We start from the raw sequence: 15,285 nt of genomic DNA, 5'->3' as shown, positions 1-15,285 counted from the left end.
TACGCGAATGAAAGACTACGGGTGGCAGACGTGTATGCAGTTTCGGACACGGGGTACGGGTAGCGACCGGTTCGGTGTGCGTTCGGCGACGAGATGACGATGAGCCAGTCCCCGCTGTCGCAGGCGACCGACGACCGCCTGTCGAGCATGCTCTTCCAAGGTGAGGAGGTCGAAGAAGAGCTGTCGGTCGATGGCGCGCGAATCGCGGTCACGACCCACCGCGTCCTGGTGTTCACGCCGAACGGAGAGGGCCGACGGTTCGACCACGAGGACCGGCCGAACGTCCTCGACGCGAGCGTCGAGACCGTCGGCCGAGACGCCTACGCGTCGTGGGGCGCCAAGAGCGCCGTCTACGGCGCGGTCCTGCTCGGCGGCGGCGTCCTGCTGACCGCGAGCGGCGTCCTCGAACGACTCGACGCGGCGACCCCCTCCGAGGGCGCGCCCGACGCGGGTCTCGGGCAGTTCATGGGCATCCTCCCCGACGCGTTCGGGATGTTCGCGACCGGATGTCTGGTCGGCGGCGGCGTCCTGCTCGTCGCGGCCGCGGCGCTGGCCGCGGTCTACGTCAGTTCGCGCTCGAAGGAACTGGTCATCGAGCGCGCGGGCCGCGACCCGATGCGCGTTCCGCTCCGCAACGACGACGGCGAGCAGGTCGCTCGACGGCTTCGAACCGCATTAGGGACAGCTTCAAAGCCGTCGAACGACTAACTCCGTTCGATGGACGGGGACGCGGTTCGGGAGCGCGCCGGGGAGCTACCCCGCGAACCCGGCGTGTACCAGTTTCACGACGGCGAGACGGTCGTCTACGTCGGGAAGGCGGTCGAACTCCGCGACAGAGTGCGGTCGTACGCCGACCCGCGGGGCGAGCGCATCCGCCGGATGGTCGAGCGAGCCGACGCCATCGACTACTCGGTGACCGACACCGAGACGCAGGCGCTCCTGCTCGAAGCCAACCTCATCAAGCGGTTCCAGCCCCGGTACAACGTCCGACTGAAAGACGACAAATCGTACCCGCTGGTTCAGCTCACAGACCACGAGCATCCGCGAATCGAAATCACGCGCGACCCCGACCCGGACGCGACCGCCCGGCGCGGGTCGGGGCGCTCCCACGGGTCGGGCCGTCGCCGCGGGACCCGCGGCGACGGCGGGGGACCCACCGCGAGCGGGCCGCGCGTGTTCGGCCCCTTCACGCAGAAGACGCGGGTCGAAACCGTGGTGAAGGCACTCCGCGAGACCTACGGCGTTCGGGGCTGCTCGGACCACAAGTTCGCCGGGCGCGACCGACCGTGCCTCGATTACGACATCGGTCTCTGCACCGCGCCCTGCACCGGGGAAATCGACCGCGAATCGTACGTCGCCGACGTGGAATCGGTCGTCCGATTTTTCGAGGGCGAGACGGGTATCCTCGCCGACCCGCTCCGTCGGGAGATGGAACGCGCCGCCGCGAATCAGGAGTTCGAGCGCGCCGCGAACCTCCGAGACAAACTCGACGCCGTCGAGGGGTTCCACGGCGGCGCTGGCGACGCGGTCGCGAGCCAAGCCGACGAGCGCTCGGTGGACGCGCTGGGCGTGGCGCTCGAAGGCGACTCGGCGACGGTCGCGCGCCTCCACAGCGAGTCGGGGCAGTTGGTCGAACGCGAGCGCCACGCCGTTGCGGTTCCGGAGGGAGACGATGGGGACACGGATACCCGCGCCGGGGCCGTCCTCTCGGCGTTCGTGCCCCAGTACTACGCCGAACGCGACCTGCCGGACGCCCTCCTGCTCTCGGAGCGCCCGGACAAGGAGGTCCGCGACTGGCTCGACGCCGAGGGCGTCTCGGCCCGCGTCCCCGGTGCGGGCCGCGAAGCGACCTTGGTGGACCTCGCGCTCAAGAACGCTCGGCGGGGCGCGAGCGAACCCGACGCGCTCGCGGCGCTCCGAGACGCGCTCGGACTCGACGCGGTGCCCCGGCGAATCGAGGGGTTCGACGTGAGCCACGCCCAGGGGTCGTCGGTCGTCGGGAGCGACGTGGTGTTCGACGGCGGGTCGCCCGACAAGTCGGGCTACCGCCGGAAGAAGCTCGAAGACCGCAACGACGACTACGGGAACATGTACGACCTCGTGCGCTGGCGCGCCGGACGCGCGCTCGCGGGCCGTGACGACCGCCCGGACCCCGACCTCCTGCTCATCGACGGCGGCGAGGGGCAACTCTCGGCGGCCCGCGACGCGCTCGCTGACACGGGGTGGGACGTGCCCGCCGTCGCGCTCGCGAAGGCCGAGGAGGTCGTGGTTACGCCCGACGGGAGCTACAACTGGCCGAGCAACGCCGCCCACCTCCACGTCCTCCAGCGCGTCCGCGACGAGGCCCACCGGTTTGCGGTTCGGTACCACCAGACGCTCAGAGACGACGTTTCGACCGAACTCGATAACGTCCCGGGCATCGGTCCGGCGACTCGCCGGAGTCTCCTCCGGCGGTTCGGGAGCATCGAGGGGATTCGGGCGGCGTCGGTCGCGGAGTTGCGGGAAGTCGAAGGCGTGGGCGAGAAGACGGCCGAGACTGTGAAAACGCAACTCTAATCCATCCTATCCCGCACTCGTCCCGTCCACCCCAGCACCAGCGCGACGGCCAGCAGTACGGCCAAGCCGAGTAGAAACGGCGACTGCAACAGCGCCAGCACCACCATTCCGATGGTCCCCAAGAGCGAGATGCGATACCGTTCGGTCCAGATGCCCGCCGCGCCCGCGACCGCGAAAAAGAGCGAGAGCAGGTACGCGAGCAGACCCTCTCCGGCGAAGCCACTTCCGAGCAGGACGTATCCGCCGACAAACAGGAGGACGATGACCACTGCGACCGCAAAGCCCTTCGCCAGTGCCGTGCGCGTGTTCGCCATACCTGCCGTTGTTCGCGCTGCGACATAAACGTCAACTGTTAAGCCCGTGGGGACTCGTGTAAACAACATGAACAGCCCGTTCTACGAACTGGGTCGGCTGACCTCGGGCAAGGACCTCGCGAAGACCGGGGCCGCCGCGGTCGCCATCCTTCTCATCGTGTTCACGCTCCCGCTGTTCGACCCGATGGTGTTCGTTGGGCTGTTGGTTCTCGGACTCGTCGCGACGGTCCTCTACAGCGCGGTCGAAATCGTGGACGCGACCGAGAAGCGCGCACTGACCGTGCTCGGCGAGTACCGGAAACTCCTCGAACCCGGTCTCAACCTCGTGCCGCCGTTCGTGAGCGCGACCCACACCTACGACATGCGGACCCAGATGCTCGACGTGCCGCCCCAAGAGGCCATCACGGAGGACAACTCCCCCGTGACCGCCGACGCGGTCATCTACATCCGCGTAATGGACGCCAAGCGGGCGTTTCTGGAAGTCGAAGACTACCGGAAGGCCGTTGCGAACCTCGCCCAGACGACGCTTCGGGCGGTCATCGGCGACATGGAATTAGACGACACGCTCCGAAAGCGCACGGAGATAAATTCCCGAATCCACGAGGAACTCGACCGGCCCACCGACGAGTGGGGCGTCCGGGTCGAGGCGGTCGAAGTGCAGGCCGTGATGCCGACGCCGACCGTCGTGAGCGCGATGGAGAAACAGACCTCCGCCGAGCGCCGACGCCGGGCGATGATTCTCGAAGCCCAGGGCGAGCGCCGGAGTACGGTCGAGCGCGCGCAGGGTGACAAGCAATCGGACATCATCCGGGCGCAGGGCGAAAAGCAGAGCCAGATTTTGGAAGCCCAAGGCGACTCGGTTTCGACCGTCCTCCGCGCGAAATCCGCCGAGTCGATGGGCGAGCGCGCGGTCATCGAGAAGGGCATGGAGACGCTGGACGCCATCGGACAGGGCGAGAGTACGACGTTCGTCCTGCCCCAAGAACTCTCGTCGCTCGTGGGCCGATACGGCAAGCACCTCACCGGAAGCGACGTGAAAGTCGATGGCGAACTGCTGGAGAGCAAGGAGTTCGACGCCGAGACCGAAGAATGGCTTGGACTGGACGACGTGGACGAGCTATTGGCGGAGTTGGACGATACCGAGAACCTAGAAGACTTAGAATCGCCGGAAGCCGACGACTGACCTAAAACTCCCCTTTCGGCTCCGGAACCCCGCCTTCCACGTCAACGTCCACGTCGAACTCCTCGCGCATCTCTCGAATCCGGTCGCGAATGTCCGCCGCGAGTTCGAACTCCAGATTGCTCGCGGCCTCCTGCATCCGGTCTTCGAGTTCCTCGATGTGTCGCGCGGCCTCGTCGTCGGTCTCAGGGTCGCCCGAAGTGATGCCGCCCGTGTCGGTCTTGCTTCCGGGAAGGTTCGCTTCCGAAACTTCCTTGTCGATAGTGGTCGCCTCGAAGCCGTGGTCGTCGTTGTACTGCTGTTGAATCTCGCGGCGGCGCTGGGTCTCCTCGATTGCGGCCGCCATCGCGTCGGTGGTCTCGTCGGCGTAGAGGACGACTTCGCCGTTGACGTTCCGGGCCGCCCGGCCCATCGTCTGGACGAGCGAGGTCTCCGACCGGAGGAATCCCTGCTGGTCGGCGTCGAGGATGGCGACGAGGCTGACTTCCGGGATGTCGAGGCCCTCCCGGAGCAGATTGATACCGACGAGAACGTCGAACTCCCCGAGTCGAAGTCCCCGGACGAGCTCGTGGCGTTCGAGCGTATCGGTCTCGTCGTGCATGTACTCGACCGCGACGCCCGCTTCCTCCAGATACTCGGTGAGGTCCTCGGCCATGCGCTTGGTGAGGGTGGTGACGAGGACGCGCTCGTCGTCGTCGGTCCGGTTCTCGATTCGGTCCATCAGGTCGTCTATCTGACCGGAGGCGTCCGTGACCTCGACCTTGGGGTCCACGAGGTGAGTCGGGCGAACGATTTGTTCGACAATCTGCTCGGACTGCTCGCGCTCGTAGTCGGCGGGAGTTGCCGAGACGTAGAGGGTCTTGTCGGTCTTCTCCTCGAACTCCTCGAACGAGAGCGGGCGGTTGTCGTACGCGGTCGGGAGTCGGAAGCCGTTGCCGACCAGCGACTCCTTCCGGGACTTGTCGCCCGCGAGCTGGCCCTTGATTTGAGGCACCGTCTGGTGGGACTCGTCGATGACCGTGAGGAAGTCGTCGGGGAAGTAATCGAGCAGCGTGAACGGCGCGTCGCCCACTTCGCGGTCCGAGAGGTAGACGGAGTAGTTCTCGATGCCCGAGCAGTAGCCCGCTTCGCGCATCATTTCGAGGTCGAACGTCGTACGCTCCTCAATTCGCTGGGCCGCCACGAGGTCGTTGTTCCGCTCGAAGTACCGGACACGGTCGTCGAGGTCCGACTCGATTTCCGCGATGGCCTCTTCCATCGTTTTCTCGGGGATGGAGTAGTGTTCTGCCGGGTGGACCAGAACCGCTGGCTCTTGGGAAACGACTTCGCCCTCCAAGGGGTCTACCTTCATCATGCGGTCAATTTCGTCGCCCCACAGCTCAACGCGCACCGCGTACCGGCCGTACATCGGGAAGATTTCGACGGTGTCGCCCCGCACCCGAAACGTGCCCTGCGTGAAATCCACGTCGTTGCGCTCGTAGTTCAGGTCCACGAGGCGCGCGAGCATCTCGTCGCGCCCGATTTCGTCGCCGACTTCGAGACGCAGGCTCATCTCCTCGTAGTTGCTCGGGTCGCCGAGTCCGTAAATCGCCGACACCGACGCGACCACGATTACGTCGTCGCGGGTCAAAAGCGAGCGAGTCGCAGAGTGTCGCAGGCGGTCGATTTCCTCGTTGATGGAGGCGTCCTTCTCGATGTACTTGTCGGTCTGCTCGACGTACGCCTCCGGCTGGTAGTAGTCGTAGTAGCTGACGAAGTACTCGACCGCGTTGTCGGGGAACAGATTCCGAAACTCCTCGTACAACTGCGCGGCGAGCGTCTTGTTGTGGGCGATGACGAGCGCGGGCAACTGCGTTTCCTCGACCACCCACGAGACGGTGTTGGTCTTGCCCGACCCCGTCACCCCGAGTAGGGTCTGTTTGTCCATCCCGGAGTCGAACCCCGCGGCCAACTGCTCGATGGCCCCGGGTTGGTCGCCCGCGGGGTCGAAGGGCGCATCGACCCGAAAGTCGCTCTCGGCTTCGGGTCGGTCCGGCGAAAGCGGGCCGGAGTCGGCGTCACTCATTGTGGAGTAGGGTAGGGATTGAAGCTACTTTACCCTCTCGTCGTACCGGTCATAATGGTCGCTGACGCATTAGTTCGTACACTCCTTTACCGTACAACAAACAGAGGCATACAGAGGTAAGTGTCAGTATTGTTGAAGACAACGTGCCGGTCGTAACTGAGGTTAGAAAGATAATCCCGGAACCAACAAACATGATAAGGTTGAAAATAAGCGAGAAAACGTGTCCTCGCTTATAGGGGCCTGCAATAATTCGACGGGGGTGACGAATATCACGGAGAGTTATTTTGCTCCGTGCGAACCACTGTTTCCGTTTTTGACTCACTTGCTCGACCCTCTGAAACTCTCGAAACAGGTAAATCAAACCGAGAGAGATACCGAAGATTACGACAGGGATGAGAGTCGGTGCGGTACGAATTAACAGAGCCATCGTGGCTTTCCAAGCGTAAAAAGCTACGAAACCACCAACCGCTGCAACCACAAACACTATCCTCCGTTCACGTACCGTGGTTCTGGGCGTTAGCCATCTACGCGTAAAAAGTGGGATGCCAAGAATCGGAATCAACGCTAAGAAGACGAGTAGTATTCGCGGAAAATTAGCAAACGAGATGCCTGTGAACCGTTTGATTCCGAGAGTAGCATCAATCGGGAAAACGACACCCATAGCGAACGAACTCGAAAGAATTACCGTTACCACTAGCAATAAACGAGAAGGCTCTAATTCGTGTTCGTCACCGACCATTGTATTTCCGGCCACTAATATCAAATAGAATATTATTAATCTGTTCCTTCAATCGTGGACTTCGAACGGCAAGTCTCGCGGGTCTTCAGCCACGACCCACCAGTGGAGGTCGCGGTCGGGATGTCTTCGCTCGATGTGGTCTTCGAGGTCGCCGCCGCTCTCGAAGTCCTTGCCGCAGAGATTGCATCGGTGGTGCTTCTTGTGAGGCATACCGACCGGGCTACGCCGCAGAGAAGCTAAACCTTGGCGGCAAAATCGGACCGATTAGCACACCGGCTTCGGATTCACACCCATCCCCTCCAGCGTCTCGGTGTACTCGTCGTACGCCGCCTGAATCGCGCCGCTCGCGGCCTCCAGCGCGCGCTCGAAATCCTCGTCGCTCTCACAGACTTCTGCCAAAAGCTCGGTCGCGCGCTCGATTTGCCCGTCCAAGTCGCCGCCCAAGTCCCGGAACAGTTGGGCGGTCTGGGGGTCGGCCTGTCCGACGAAGAAGCCGACCATCTGCTCTTTGGACTTCCCGCTGGCGAGCGTGCGCCCGAGGAAGCCGCCGACTCGACCGGAATCGTCCTCGATTCCCCGAAGGTAGTCGTGAACCGCCGGAACCTCGCTCGGTTCGTGGTCGTCGTCCAGCTTTCCGACGACCTGCTCGTAGTGGTCGCGCTCCTGCTCGGCGAAGTCGGCGAAGGTCTCGCGAACGCTCTCGCTGGCGTCCTCGTCGTCGGCCCACGTCTGGAACGTCTCGCTCGCGGCGTACTCGGCGTCGGCGGCCGCGCGGAACACGGTCTCGGGGTCCATCTCACCCTCGGTCTCGGCGTAGAGCGACTTCGAGGAGCCGAGACGCGAAAGCGCGGTTTCGTTGTCGTCGCGGACGGCGTCGAGGAATTCGTCGGGATTCATGCGTGGGGGTACGGACGGCGGGCGTTTGTAAGTAGCGACGGCGGCGAGGAAACGACGGGATGCGTACCGATGGAATCGCTTCCCGCATCGTCGCGAAGAATGCCTCGAAAGCCCCCGCTTGCTCGACTCCCGCGGCTCGCTGCGCGCTTCAGTCGCTCACCCCGTTCGCTCCTTCCAGTGCTTGCGTCGCCGGGGTTCGCCGAGCAAGCGGCCCCTTTCAGTCCCACCCTCGGCGGCTGGTGTCACCGGGCGTTTCCCGTGGTCTGTGTCACCGAGCGCAACAGGTGGCCGGTCGGCGTTCCGTCTCGGGAGTCTCGGCGCGACGCGAAAAGAACGTTGGATGTCGTCTATTCGCCGGTCTCGATGGGCGCGTCCACGAGATTACCCCACTCGGTCCATGACCCGTCGTAGTTCACGGTGTCCTCGTAGCCCAGCAGTTCGTGGAGCGCGAACCACGCGACCGACGACCGCTCGCCGATGCGGCAGTAGGCGACCGTGGTTCCCTCGCCGTCGATTCCCTCGTCGGCGTAGAGGTCAGCGAGTTCGTCGCGGGTCTTGAACGTGCCGTCGTCGTTGGTGACCGCGGCCCACGAGATATTCTTCGCGCCGGGGATGTGGCCGCCGCGCTGGGCGGTCTCCTGAAGGCCCGGCGGAGCGAGCACTTCGCCGCTGTACTCCTCGGGCGAGCGAACGTCCACGAGGGGAACGCCGCGGTCGATGGCTTTCTCGACGTCGTCGCGGTACGCGCGGATGGACTCGCGCGGGCCGCCGGCGTCGTAGGTCTGCTCGGAGAACTCCGGCACCTCGTCGGTGGTGGGGTAGTCGTTTTCGACCCAGTACTCGCGGCCGCCGTCGAGCAGGCGCACGTCGTCGTGGCCGTAGTACTTGAACTGCCAGTAGGCGTAGGCCGCGAACCAGTTCGCGTTGTCGCCGTACAGCACGACCGTCGAGTCCTCGGTGATGCCGTGGCTCCCCAGCAGGTCCTCGAAGTCGTCCTTTTCGAGGATGTCGCGCTGGGTCTGGTCCTGAAGCTGAGTCTCCCAGTTGAAGCCGATGGCTCCGGGCGCGTGGGCCTCGTCGTAGGCCTCGGTGTCCACGTCCACTTCTACGAGTCGGTACTCGGGGTCGTCGCTCTCGAAGTCGTCGAGGTGGTCTTCCACCCAGTCGGCGGTGACGACCACGTCGTTTGCGTACGCTGAATCGCTCATACGTCTTCCCGTACGACCTCCGTCCCCTTATCCTTGTTAGCCACGGTAGGTTCCGCCACATGTCGCCCCTTCCGGAAAGGATTGCCGGGATTGCGGGCCGGGGGGAGACGTTCGCTGAATCTGATACGTCCGGGGCGGACGAAACCGGTGATCGTTTCCGGAATCTGCGAGACGGTGCGAATCCGCCCCGGAACCGGACACCTATACTCGCGGAGGACCAACCCCGAACCCATGAGCGAGAACGTCGTAGTGAGCGCCGACTGGCTCGCCGACCACCTCTCGGAAGTCCGAGTCGTGGACGTGCGCGACGCGTGGGAGTACGACGGCATCGGCCACGTTCCCGGCGCGGTCAACATTCCGTTCGACAGATTTCGGAGCGCAGACGACTCCGACGAGGGGATGCTCCCTGGCGCGGATGCGTGGGCCGACCTGCTGGGCGAAGCGGGCGTCTCGGCCGCCGACACCCTCGTCGCCTACGACGATATGCACGGCGTGTTCGCCGCGCGGTTTCTCGTGACCGCGGAACTGTACGGCCACGAGAAACTCCACCTGCTCGACGGCGACTACAGTTCGTGGACTCGCGCACACGAGACCACGACCGAAGTCCCCGAAATCGACCCGGTCGAGTACGACGTTCAAGAGCCAGCGAACTCCCCGCTCGTGGACCACGAAACCGTCGAGGACGCCATCGACGACCCCGACTCGGTCATCGTGGACACCCGCGACGACTGGGAGTTCGCGGAGGGCCACATCCGCGGCGCTATCAACCTCGACTGGAAGGAACTCGTGGACGACGAGACTCGCGGGCTGAAACCCCGCGACGAATTGGAGTCGGTTCTCGACTCCTACGGCATCGCGCCCGACAAGCGCGTGGTCCTCTACTGTAACACCGCCCGGAGAATCAGCCACACCTACGTCGTCCTCTCGTCGCTCGGCTACGAGGATTTGGCGTTCTACGAGGGGAGCCTGACCGAGTGGGAGCAGGTCGGCGGCCCCCTCGAAACCGAGGAGTGACGGCGAGTCGCGGAGTGTCCGCGCTCCGAGCGCGCACGCGCGCTCGAAGCGCGACCCGGAACCCGGAGCGTCGAGACGCTGACTGGAGGAGAAGTTCAAGGCGACTACGCAACTATTAAATGTTGTGGCTGATACCACCGCTCATAGTCGATGTCCGCGCCCTCCGACACCCTCTCCGACCCCGATTCGGTCGAATCGCCCGACGCTCCGGACGCACCGACCCCCGATAGCTCCGACGCTCCCGATAGCTCCGACGCCTCCAACCGCTCCGAGACCTCGGACCCGTCAGATGCCACGGACCCCCGACTGAACGCCGAGTACGTCCGAACCGTCTCTCACTCCGACCACGGCGACGTGACGCTCGTCGGGGTGGTTCACGACCACCCCGCGAGCGCGTTCCGCGCGCGAGCGGTGGTGCGCGAGCGCGCTCCCGAGGCGGTCGCGCTCGAACTCCCGGCGCTTGCGGTACCCCTCTACCGGGCCTACGCCGGGGACGACGGCGCGCCGCCGTCGTTCGGCGGCGAGATGAGCGCCGCGGTGCAGGCCGCCCGCGATTCGGACAGCGAGGTGGTCGGCATCGACGCGCCGACGCCCGCGTTTCTAGCGCGACTCGCCCGGAACTGCTGGGAGGAACGCGCGACGGCCGGGACCGTCCGGCGCGTGGCATCGGGAGTCGCGTCGGTGACTCGCCACGCGATGGTCTGCCGGGCCGCCGCGAGCCTCGCCACCCGGACCTCGCTCCGGGTCGAGGTCGGCGACCCGGTAGCCCACGACTGCACGCGCTCGGACCCGCCGGAGGCGCAGGCCCGCGACGAGCGCCAGCAGGCCGAGCGGTCGCTATCGTTCCTCCGGACGTTCGACGCCCCGGAGTCGATTCGACTCCGCGACGAGACGCGCGAGGAGTGCATGGCGCAGAATCTGCGGAATCTTCGAAAGCGAGGCGACGCCGTGGCTGTCGTGGGCATCGACCACCTCGACGGCATCGCGCGTCGGCTAAAGAAATAGTTCGGACGGCACCGCGCCCCCGACGGGCCTACATGTGGCTTTCGAGTCTGACTTCGTCGTCGGTAATCGTCTCGACGTGGTTCTCCTCGATTGGGTAGGTGTCCTCGTCGGCGTCGCCCCAGTCGAGTGTGGACTTGATTTTGTCGGTGATGCCCGCGTCGGGCTTGACGTGTGCGGTGCCGTGTTCGACTCGCGAAATCATGCCCACCTTTTCGTCTCCCATTACGACGGGTTTGCCCTCGTCGCGCTCTGTAAAGTTCGCCATTGCAACGGAGGTACGCCGGATTCACACATCACTGCTGTGGCCACCTGTCGAGGGACGGAGAGGGAAGCGTTCGCACGCGGTTTTCGCTCGGCACGGCAGCCGATTTCGACGGCTCAGGTCTCTTTGGAGAAGAGTTCTCTGACCAAGAGGACGGACCCGCCGAGCGTCAAAACGCCTCCGAACAGCGAGAGGAGAGTAGAGTCGAGCAGACGGTCGTATCCGAACAGCAGGGAGAGCACGTCCGGGAACAGTCCGAGAGCGCCGCCGACGGCGACCAATAGCGGTCCGGTTCGGTTCATTTTCGGTCTGCTCGTTGGAAACGAATCCGCGTTCGCACATACTATTTTTCATCGACAGTTTTTCGCGGCGAGTGCCGGACACCTGACGTTTTTCGATGGAAAGGGCGTCATTTGCGAGCATCAGCGACTTTAAGCCGTCGGCCGCCGTCAGTTCGCCCATGCGAGAGGACTTCCTCCTCCTGAATCCGGGTCCGGTCCCCGTGACGCGAGAGGTGTGTCAGTCGATGAGCGAACCGATGGTATCGCACCGCTCCGCCGAGTTCGAAGCGGTCTACGAGCGCGCCCAAGACGCGCTCGACTACGTGTTCACCGAATCGACGCTCGACGGGTCTTCGACCGCGAGCGACGGCACGAGCCTCATCTTCAACGGGACCGCGACGATGGCGATGGAGGCCGCGGTCGCCAACCTCGTCGGCGACGGCGGGAAGGTCGTCCCGCTCGTCAACGGGAAGTTCGGTCGGCGATTCAAGCGAATCGCCGACCGGTACGCCTCGGTCGATGCGGTGGAGGCGACGTGGGGCCAGTCGCTCGACCTCGACGCGGTCGCCGACGCGGTGGACGACGACACCGACGTGGTGACGATGGTCCACAACGAGACCTCGACCGGCCTCCTGAACCCCGTCGAAGCGGTCGGCGAAATCGCGGCCGAACACGACGCCACCTTCGTGGTGGACGGCGTGACCTCCATCGGCGGCGACGAGTTCCGCATCGACGACTGGAACGTGGACGTGGCCGTGACCGACGCCCAGAAGTGTCTGGCCGCGCCGCCCGGAACCTCGGCGATGTACGCCACCGAGCGCGCACAGGAGGCGTTCGACGGCGAGTCCGCGCCGTTCTACGAGGACTTAGACTGGCATCTCCGGAAGGCCGAGTCCCACCAGACGCCGTTCACGAGCGCGGTTCCGCTGTTCCGCGGTCTCGCCATCGCCGTCGAGGACATCGCCGACGAGGGGATGCCCGCCCGCATCGAGCGCCACCGCCAGCAGTCCCGAGCGTTCCGCGAGGGCTTCTATGCGATGGGTCTCGAATCGTTCCCCGAGCGCAACGACGCGACCGAGTACTCGAACACCCTGACCGCCATCTCGCTCCCGGCGGACGTTCGCGAGAATCCGGACGCCTTCTTCGACGCGGTGGCCGACCGCGGCGTCTCCATCTCGGGCGGCCAAGCCCACCTCGGCGGCGAAATCTTCCGCGTGAGCAACATGGGCCACCTCTCCGCGGAACAGATTCTTCGCGGCGTGCGGACCATCGGCGAAGCCTTCGAGGAAGTCGGCGCTGACGTGGACAAGCAGGCCGGAATCGACGCGGCGCGAGAAGAACTGCGGTAATCGAGACAGTATCCGTACGGATACGTGGCTCTAGTCGCTCGTTCTTCGTCCTGGGTTGATAGCGGAGTTCTTGAGGTTCCAACTATACCGAAAAGGTATACAGTCCGAAAAGACAAAGTTGCTAACGTGAAGAACAGAGCGAATATCCGGTCCTCCGTGACGGAGAAGTGGAGATACAGTGTTCCCGGTGGAATTTTAGCGGCCGTTTTTGTTGCGTTGAGCTATTCGGATGACGGGTCAACGGTGTCTCTCGGAGCGGTGTTCTTCGTCGGCATACTCGTCGGCGTCCTCTCTAAACGACACTACGGCACCAGTAAAGGAACAGGGGTCCTGACGGGACTCGTCGGAGCAGTGCCGGTCGTTTGGATGCTCGGTCAGATGCTCACAGATGTCTCCGGGTTGTCTGGCCCTGCATGGTTCACCGCCACAGCTACAATCATGACGCTATTTGTCGTAGCCTTCGGGTTCGCACTCTCCGCTGTCGTCGGAGAGGTCGGCGCACGAATCGGAGGAGCAATCACGGGAACCGGCCCCACTCCGGACGCTAACTGAAGGCGACACCTCATTCTGCGGTCCGGAACAGTGAGCAGTTCACGGAATTCGAGATTGTCGTGCCGTCGCTGAATCGGAGTATAACTAGGGGAGGAACCTCGAAACGACCCGAAATGTTTTATTTATGTGACGAACGAACAGGAAGCCGTGAGAAGTGTTCTGAGTCGTTCATTTTGGTTTCCGGACCATGCGCCGACCTGGAGCGACATCGTAATGGCGGGGTTGGCCGTCGTGTGGACCGCACTCAACGTCCAAACGGTCGAGAGCATCGTTTGGGAACTTTCGGTGTTCGGGTTCATTTCGACGATGATAGCGATGGGGCCGATTGCGAGTTCGTCACTCGGAAAGCGGGTCGAAAACTGGTTCGAAGCAATCGGAATTCTCGGCCGAGCGTTACTGCTCGTTCTCTTTGTCGTTTGCATCTGGGGCCTCGCGCAGGTAATCGAAATCCCGACCACATTGGTCTTCAGTTTCGTCAGCGGGAGTATGCTCGCTATCGCGTCGTTCGTCGTGGTACACGTTCTGTACGCGGGCGAGGTGTCGGGATGGCAACGGTAGCCGAAGCGCAAGCGGAGGTCCAATCTCTACCGCCCGAAAACGGCCGTCTCTCCCGTCTCCCCAATTTTCAAAAACGCCGGAATCGAGACCAGCGCAATCACCGTCTCCAGCACACCCGCCACGACGAACGCCGCGAGGAAGCCGACCTCGTCGGCGACCGTCCCGCCGATGAGGATGCCGCCGAGAAAACCCAAACTCCCGAAGACGTTGAATCCGGCCATCGCGGTCCCACGGCCCGAATCCGGCGAGAGGTCGGTCACGAGCGCCATCGTCGCGGGGGCCATGAACGCGCCGATGACGCCCACGCCGACCATCGCCGCGCCAGCGGTCGTGACGGTGGGCGCGAGACCGACCGCGAGGACCGCGAGACCGTACACCGCCGACCCGGCGACGATGGGTAGCGTGCGCCCGATGCTGTCCGAGAGGACGCCGAAGGGGTACTGGAGTAGCGCGAACGGCGCGAAGAATAGGCCGAGCATCAGGCCGGTCGCGGCGGCGTCGAGACCGAACGCCTCCCGGAAGTAGACGGTGCCGACGAGCGCGAAAAAGCCCGCCGTAAAGCGGTCGATGAACCCGAAGACGTAGGGCACGCCGAGCGCCGGGCGCGCGGTCAGGGTGTCGATTGCGCGGCGGAGTCGCCCGCCGTGCACGGCGGGCGACTCCGCGGGCGCCCGGTCGGGCACGAGGAGCGCGAGAACCGCGGCGACGAGAAGCAGGCCGCCCGCGGCGTACACCGGGGCGAGCGCGCCGACGCCGTAGAGTCGCCCGCCGAGCGGCGCGCCGATGGCGGTACCGAGACCGATGGCGATGCCCGCCGCGCCCATGTTCTTGCCGTGGCCGCCCTCCAAGTCCATCAGCATCGTCATCGCCAGCGAGAACGCGCCGATAGTGGTCGCGCCCTGAAGCGCGCGGACCACCAGCACCTCGCTGAACGACAGCGAGAGCGCGGCGGGAAGGAGCGCGAGCGCGAAGTAGCCGACCGCACCGCCGACCGCGCCCGCGACGATGAGCGGGACGCGCCGACCCAAGTTGTCGCTCATCGCGCCCCAGACGCCCGCGAACGCGACGAACGCCGCGAACTCCGCGGCGAGAAACCACATGCTGGCGTCGAGCGCGGTGGTCGCGCCGACCGCCGCCACGAGGTCCGGAACGCCGGGGTAGAGCAACACCTGCGCGAGCAGGACCGCGAACACCACGGCCGCGAGCAACTGTCTGGCGCGTTCGGTGGAGGTCACGGTTGAATACTTCCGTGTGGGAACTCCGCCGCCTTATAAATCGGTGAAGGGAGTCGGTGGACCAATTGTC

At 64.6% G+C, this 15,285-nt stretch carries 16 protein-coding genes; 8 read left to right on the top strand and 8 right to left on the bottom strand.

The window, feature by feature from the left end; genetic code table 11:
* The first annotated feature begins 99 nt into the window (after positions 1 to 99).
* Positions 100 to 708, top strand: coding sequence for a hypothetical protein (locus tag EKH81_RS01950; RefSeq protein WP_132058016.1), 609 nt, complete (start codon positions 100 to 102; stop codon positions 706 to 708).
* 9 nt (positions 709 to 717) lie between these two features.
* On the top strand, positions 718 to 2,556 hold the full coding sequence (locus EKH81_RS01945; RefSeq protein WP_132058017.1) for an excinuclease ABC subunit C: 1,839 nt from the start codon (positions 718 to 720) through the stop codon (positions 2,554 to 2,556).
* On the opposite strand, the gene EKH81_RS01940 is transcribed toward EKH81_RS01945, so the two are convergent.
* Positions 2,553 to 2,870, bottom strand: coding sequence for a hypothetical protein (locus tag EKH81_RS01940; protein WP_132058018.1), 318 nt, complete (start codon positions 2,868 to 2,870; stop codon positions 2,553 to 2,555). The genes EKH81_RS01945 and EKH81_RS01940 overlap by 4 nt on opposite strands.
* 184 nt (positions 2,871 to 3,054) lie before the next feature.
* Between EKH81_RS01940 and EKH81_RS01935 the strand changes: the two genes are divergently transcribed.
* Entirely contained in the window at positions 3,055 to 4,053 is a 999-nt protein-coding gene (locus EKH81_RS01935) for an SPFH domain-containing protein (protein ID WP_238392113.1), read from the top strand.
* A 1-nt stretch (position 4,054) separates the two neighbouring features.
* Here EKH81_RS01935 and uvrB read toward each other — a convergent pair whose 3' ends face one another.
* The 4 genes from uvrB to EKH81_RS01920 form a co-directional block, all read right to left on the bottom strand.
* Positions 4,055 to 6,115, bottom strand: a complete 2,061-nt coding sequence (uvrB, locus tag EKH81_RS01930; RefSeq protein ID WP_132058020.1) for an excinuclease ABC subunit UvrB — start codon at positions 6,113 to 6,115, stop codon at positions 4,055 to 4,057.
* Positions 6,116 to 6,902: 787 nt separating this feature from the next.
* On the bottom strand, positions 6,903 to 7,064 hold the full coding sequence (locus EKH81_RS19230; protein ID WP_202935032.1) for a hypothetical protein: 162 nt from the start codon (positions 7,062 to 7,064) through the stop codon (positions 6,903 to 6,905).
* 54 nt (positions 7,065 to 7,118) lie between these two features.
* Positions 7,119 to 7,751: a rubrerythrin family protein gene (locus EKH81_RS01925; protein WP_132058021.1), complete on the bottom strand. Its 633-nt coding sequence runs from the start codon at positions 7,749 to 7,751 to the stop codon at positions 7,119 to 7,121.
* A 347-nt stretch (positions 7,752 to 8,098) separates the two neighbouring features.
* A complete protein-coding gene (locus EKH81_RS01920; protein WP_132058023.1) occupies positions 8,099 to 8,959 on the bottom strand; it encodes a sulfurtransferase in 861 nt (286 codons plus the stop codon).
* A gap of 231 nt (positions 8,960 to 9,190) precedes the next feature.
* Between EKH81_RS01920 and EKH81_RS01915 the strand changes: the two genes are divergently transcribed.
* On the top strand, positions 9,191 to 9,973 hold the full coding sequence (locus tag EKH81_RS01915; protein WP_132058024.1) for a sulfurtransferase: 783 nt from the start codon (positions 9,191 to 9,193) through the stop codon (positions 9,971 to 9,973).
* Positions 9,974 to 10,123: 150 nt separating this feature from the next.
* Entirely contained in the window at positions 10,124 to 10,978 is an 855-nt protein-coding gene (locus tag EKH81_RS01910) for a TraB/GumN family protein (RefSeq protein WP_202935031.1), read from the top strand.
* A gap of 28 nt (positions 10,979 to 11,006) precedes the next feature.
* Here the strand turns inward: EKH81_RS01910 and EKH81_RS01905 are convergent, their stop codons facing one another.
* Together EKH81_RS01905 and EKH81_RS01900 are read right to left on the bottom strand one after the other, a co-directional pair.
* Positions 11,007 to 11,243 (bottom strand): PRC-barrel domain containing protein, encoded by a 237-nt coding sequence (locus EKH81_RS01905; RefSeq protein WP_132058025.1) that lies wholly within the window; start codon positions 11,241 to 11,243, stop codon positions 11,007 to 11,009.
* Between the two features lie 113 nt (positions 11,244 to 11,356).
* Positions 11,357 to 11,542 (bottom strand): hypothetical protein, encoded by a 186-nt coding sequence (locus EKH81_RS01900; RefSeq protein ID WP_132058026.1) that lies wholly within the window; start codon positions 11,540 to 11,542, stop codon positions 11,357 to 11,359.
* A gap of 158 nt (positions 11,543 to 11,700) precedes the next feature.
* Between EKH81_RS01900 and EKH81_RS01895 the strand changes: the two genes are divergently transcribed.
* From EKH81_RS01895 to EKH81_RS01885, 3 genes are all read left to right on the top strand, one after another.
* A complete protein-coding gene (locus EKH81_RS01895) occupies positions 11,701 to 12,870 on the top strand; it encodes a pyridoxal-phosphate-dependent aminotransferase family protein (protein WP_132058027.1) in 1,170 nt (389 codons plus the stop codon).
* A 126-nt stretch (positions 12,871 to 12,996) separates the two neighbouring features.
* The gene (locus tag EKH81_RS01890) at positions 12,997 to 13,422 is read left to right on the top strand and encodes a DUF5518 domain-containing protein (RefSeq protein ID WP_202935030.1); all 426 of its coding nucleotides are present in this window, start codon (positions 12,997 to 12,999) and stop codon (positions 13,420 to 13,422) included.
* A gap of 213 nt (positions 13,423 to 13,635) precedes the next feature.
* A complete protein-coding gene (locus tag EKH81_RS01885; protein ID WP_132058028.1) occupies positions 13,636 to 13,980 on the top strand; it encodes a hypothetical protein in 345 nt (114 codons plus the stop codon).
* Between the two features lie 26 nt (positions 13,981 to 14,006).
* Here EKH81_RS01885 and EKH81_RS01880 read toward each other — a convergent pair whose 3' ends face one another.
* Positions 14,007 to 15,215 (bottom strand): MFS transporter, encoded by a 1,209-nt coding sequence (locus EKH81_RS01880; RefSeq protein ID WP_238392096.1) that lies wholly within the window; start codon positions 15,213 to 15,215, stop codon positions 14,007 to 14,009.
* Between the last annotated feature and the right edge of the window lie 70 nt (positions 15,216 to 15,285).

This window comes from Halorussus amylolyticus (assembly GCF_004143485.2).
GTDB classification, from domain to species: domain Archaea; phylum Halobacteriota; class Halobacteria; order Halobacteriales; family Haladaptataceae; genus Halorussus; species Halorussus amylolyticus.
The sequence above is the reverse complement of the archived record's forward strand: the minus strand, read 5'-3'. Positions and strand labels throughout refer to the sequence as shown.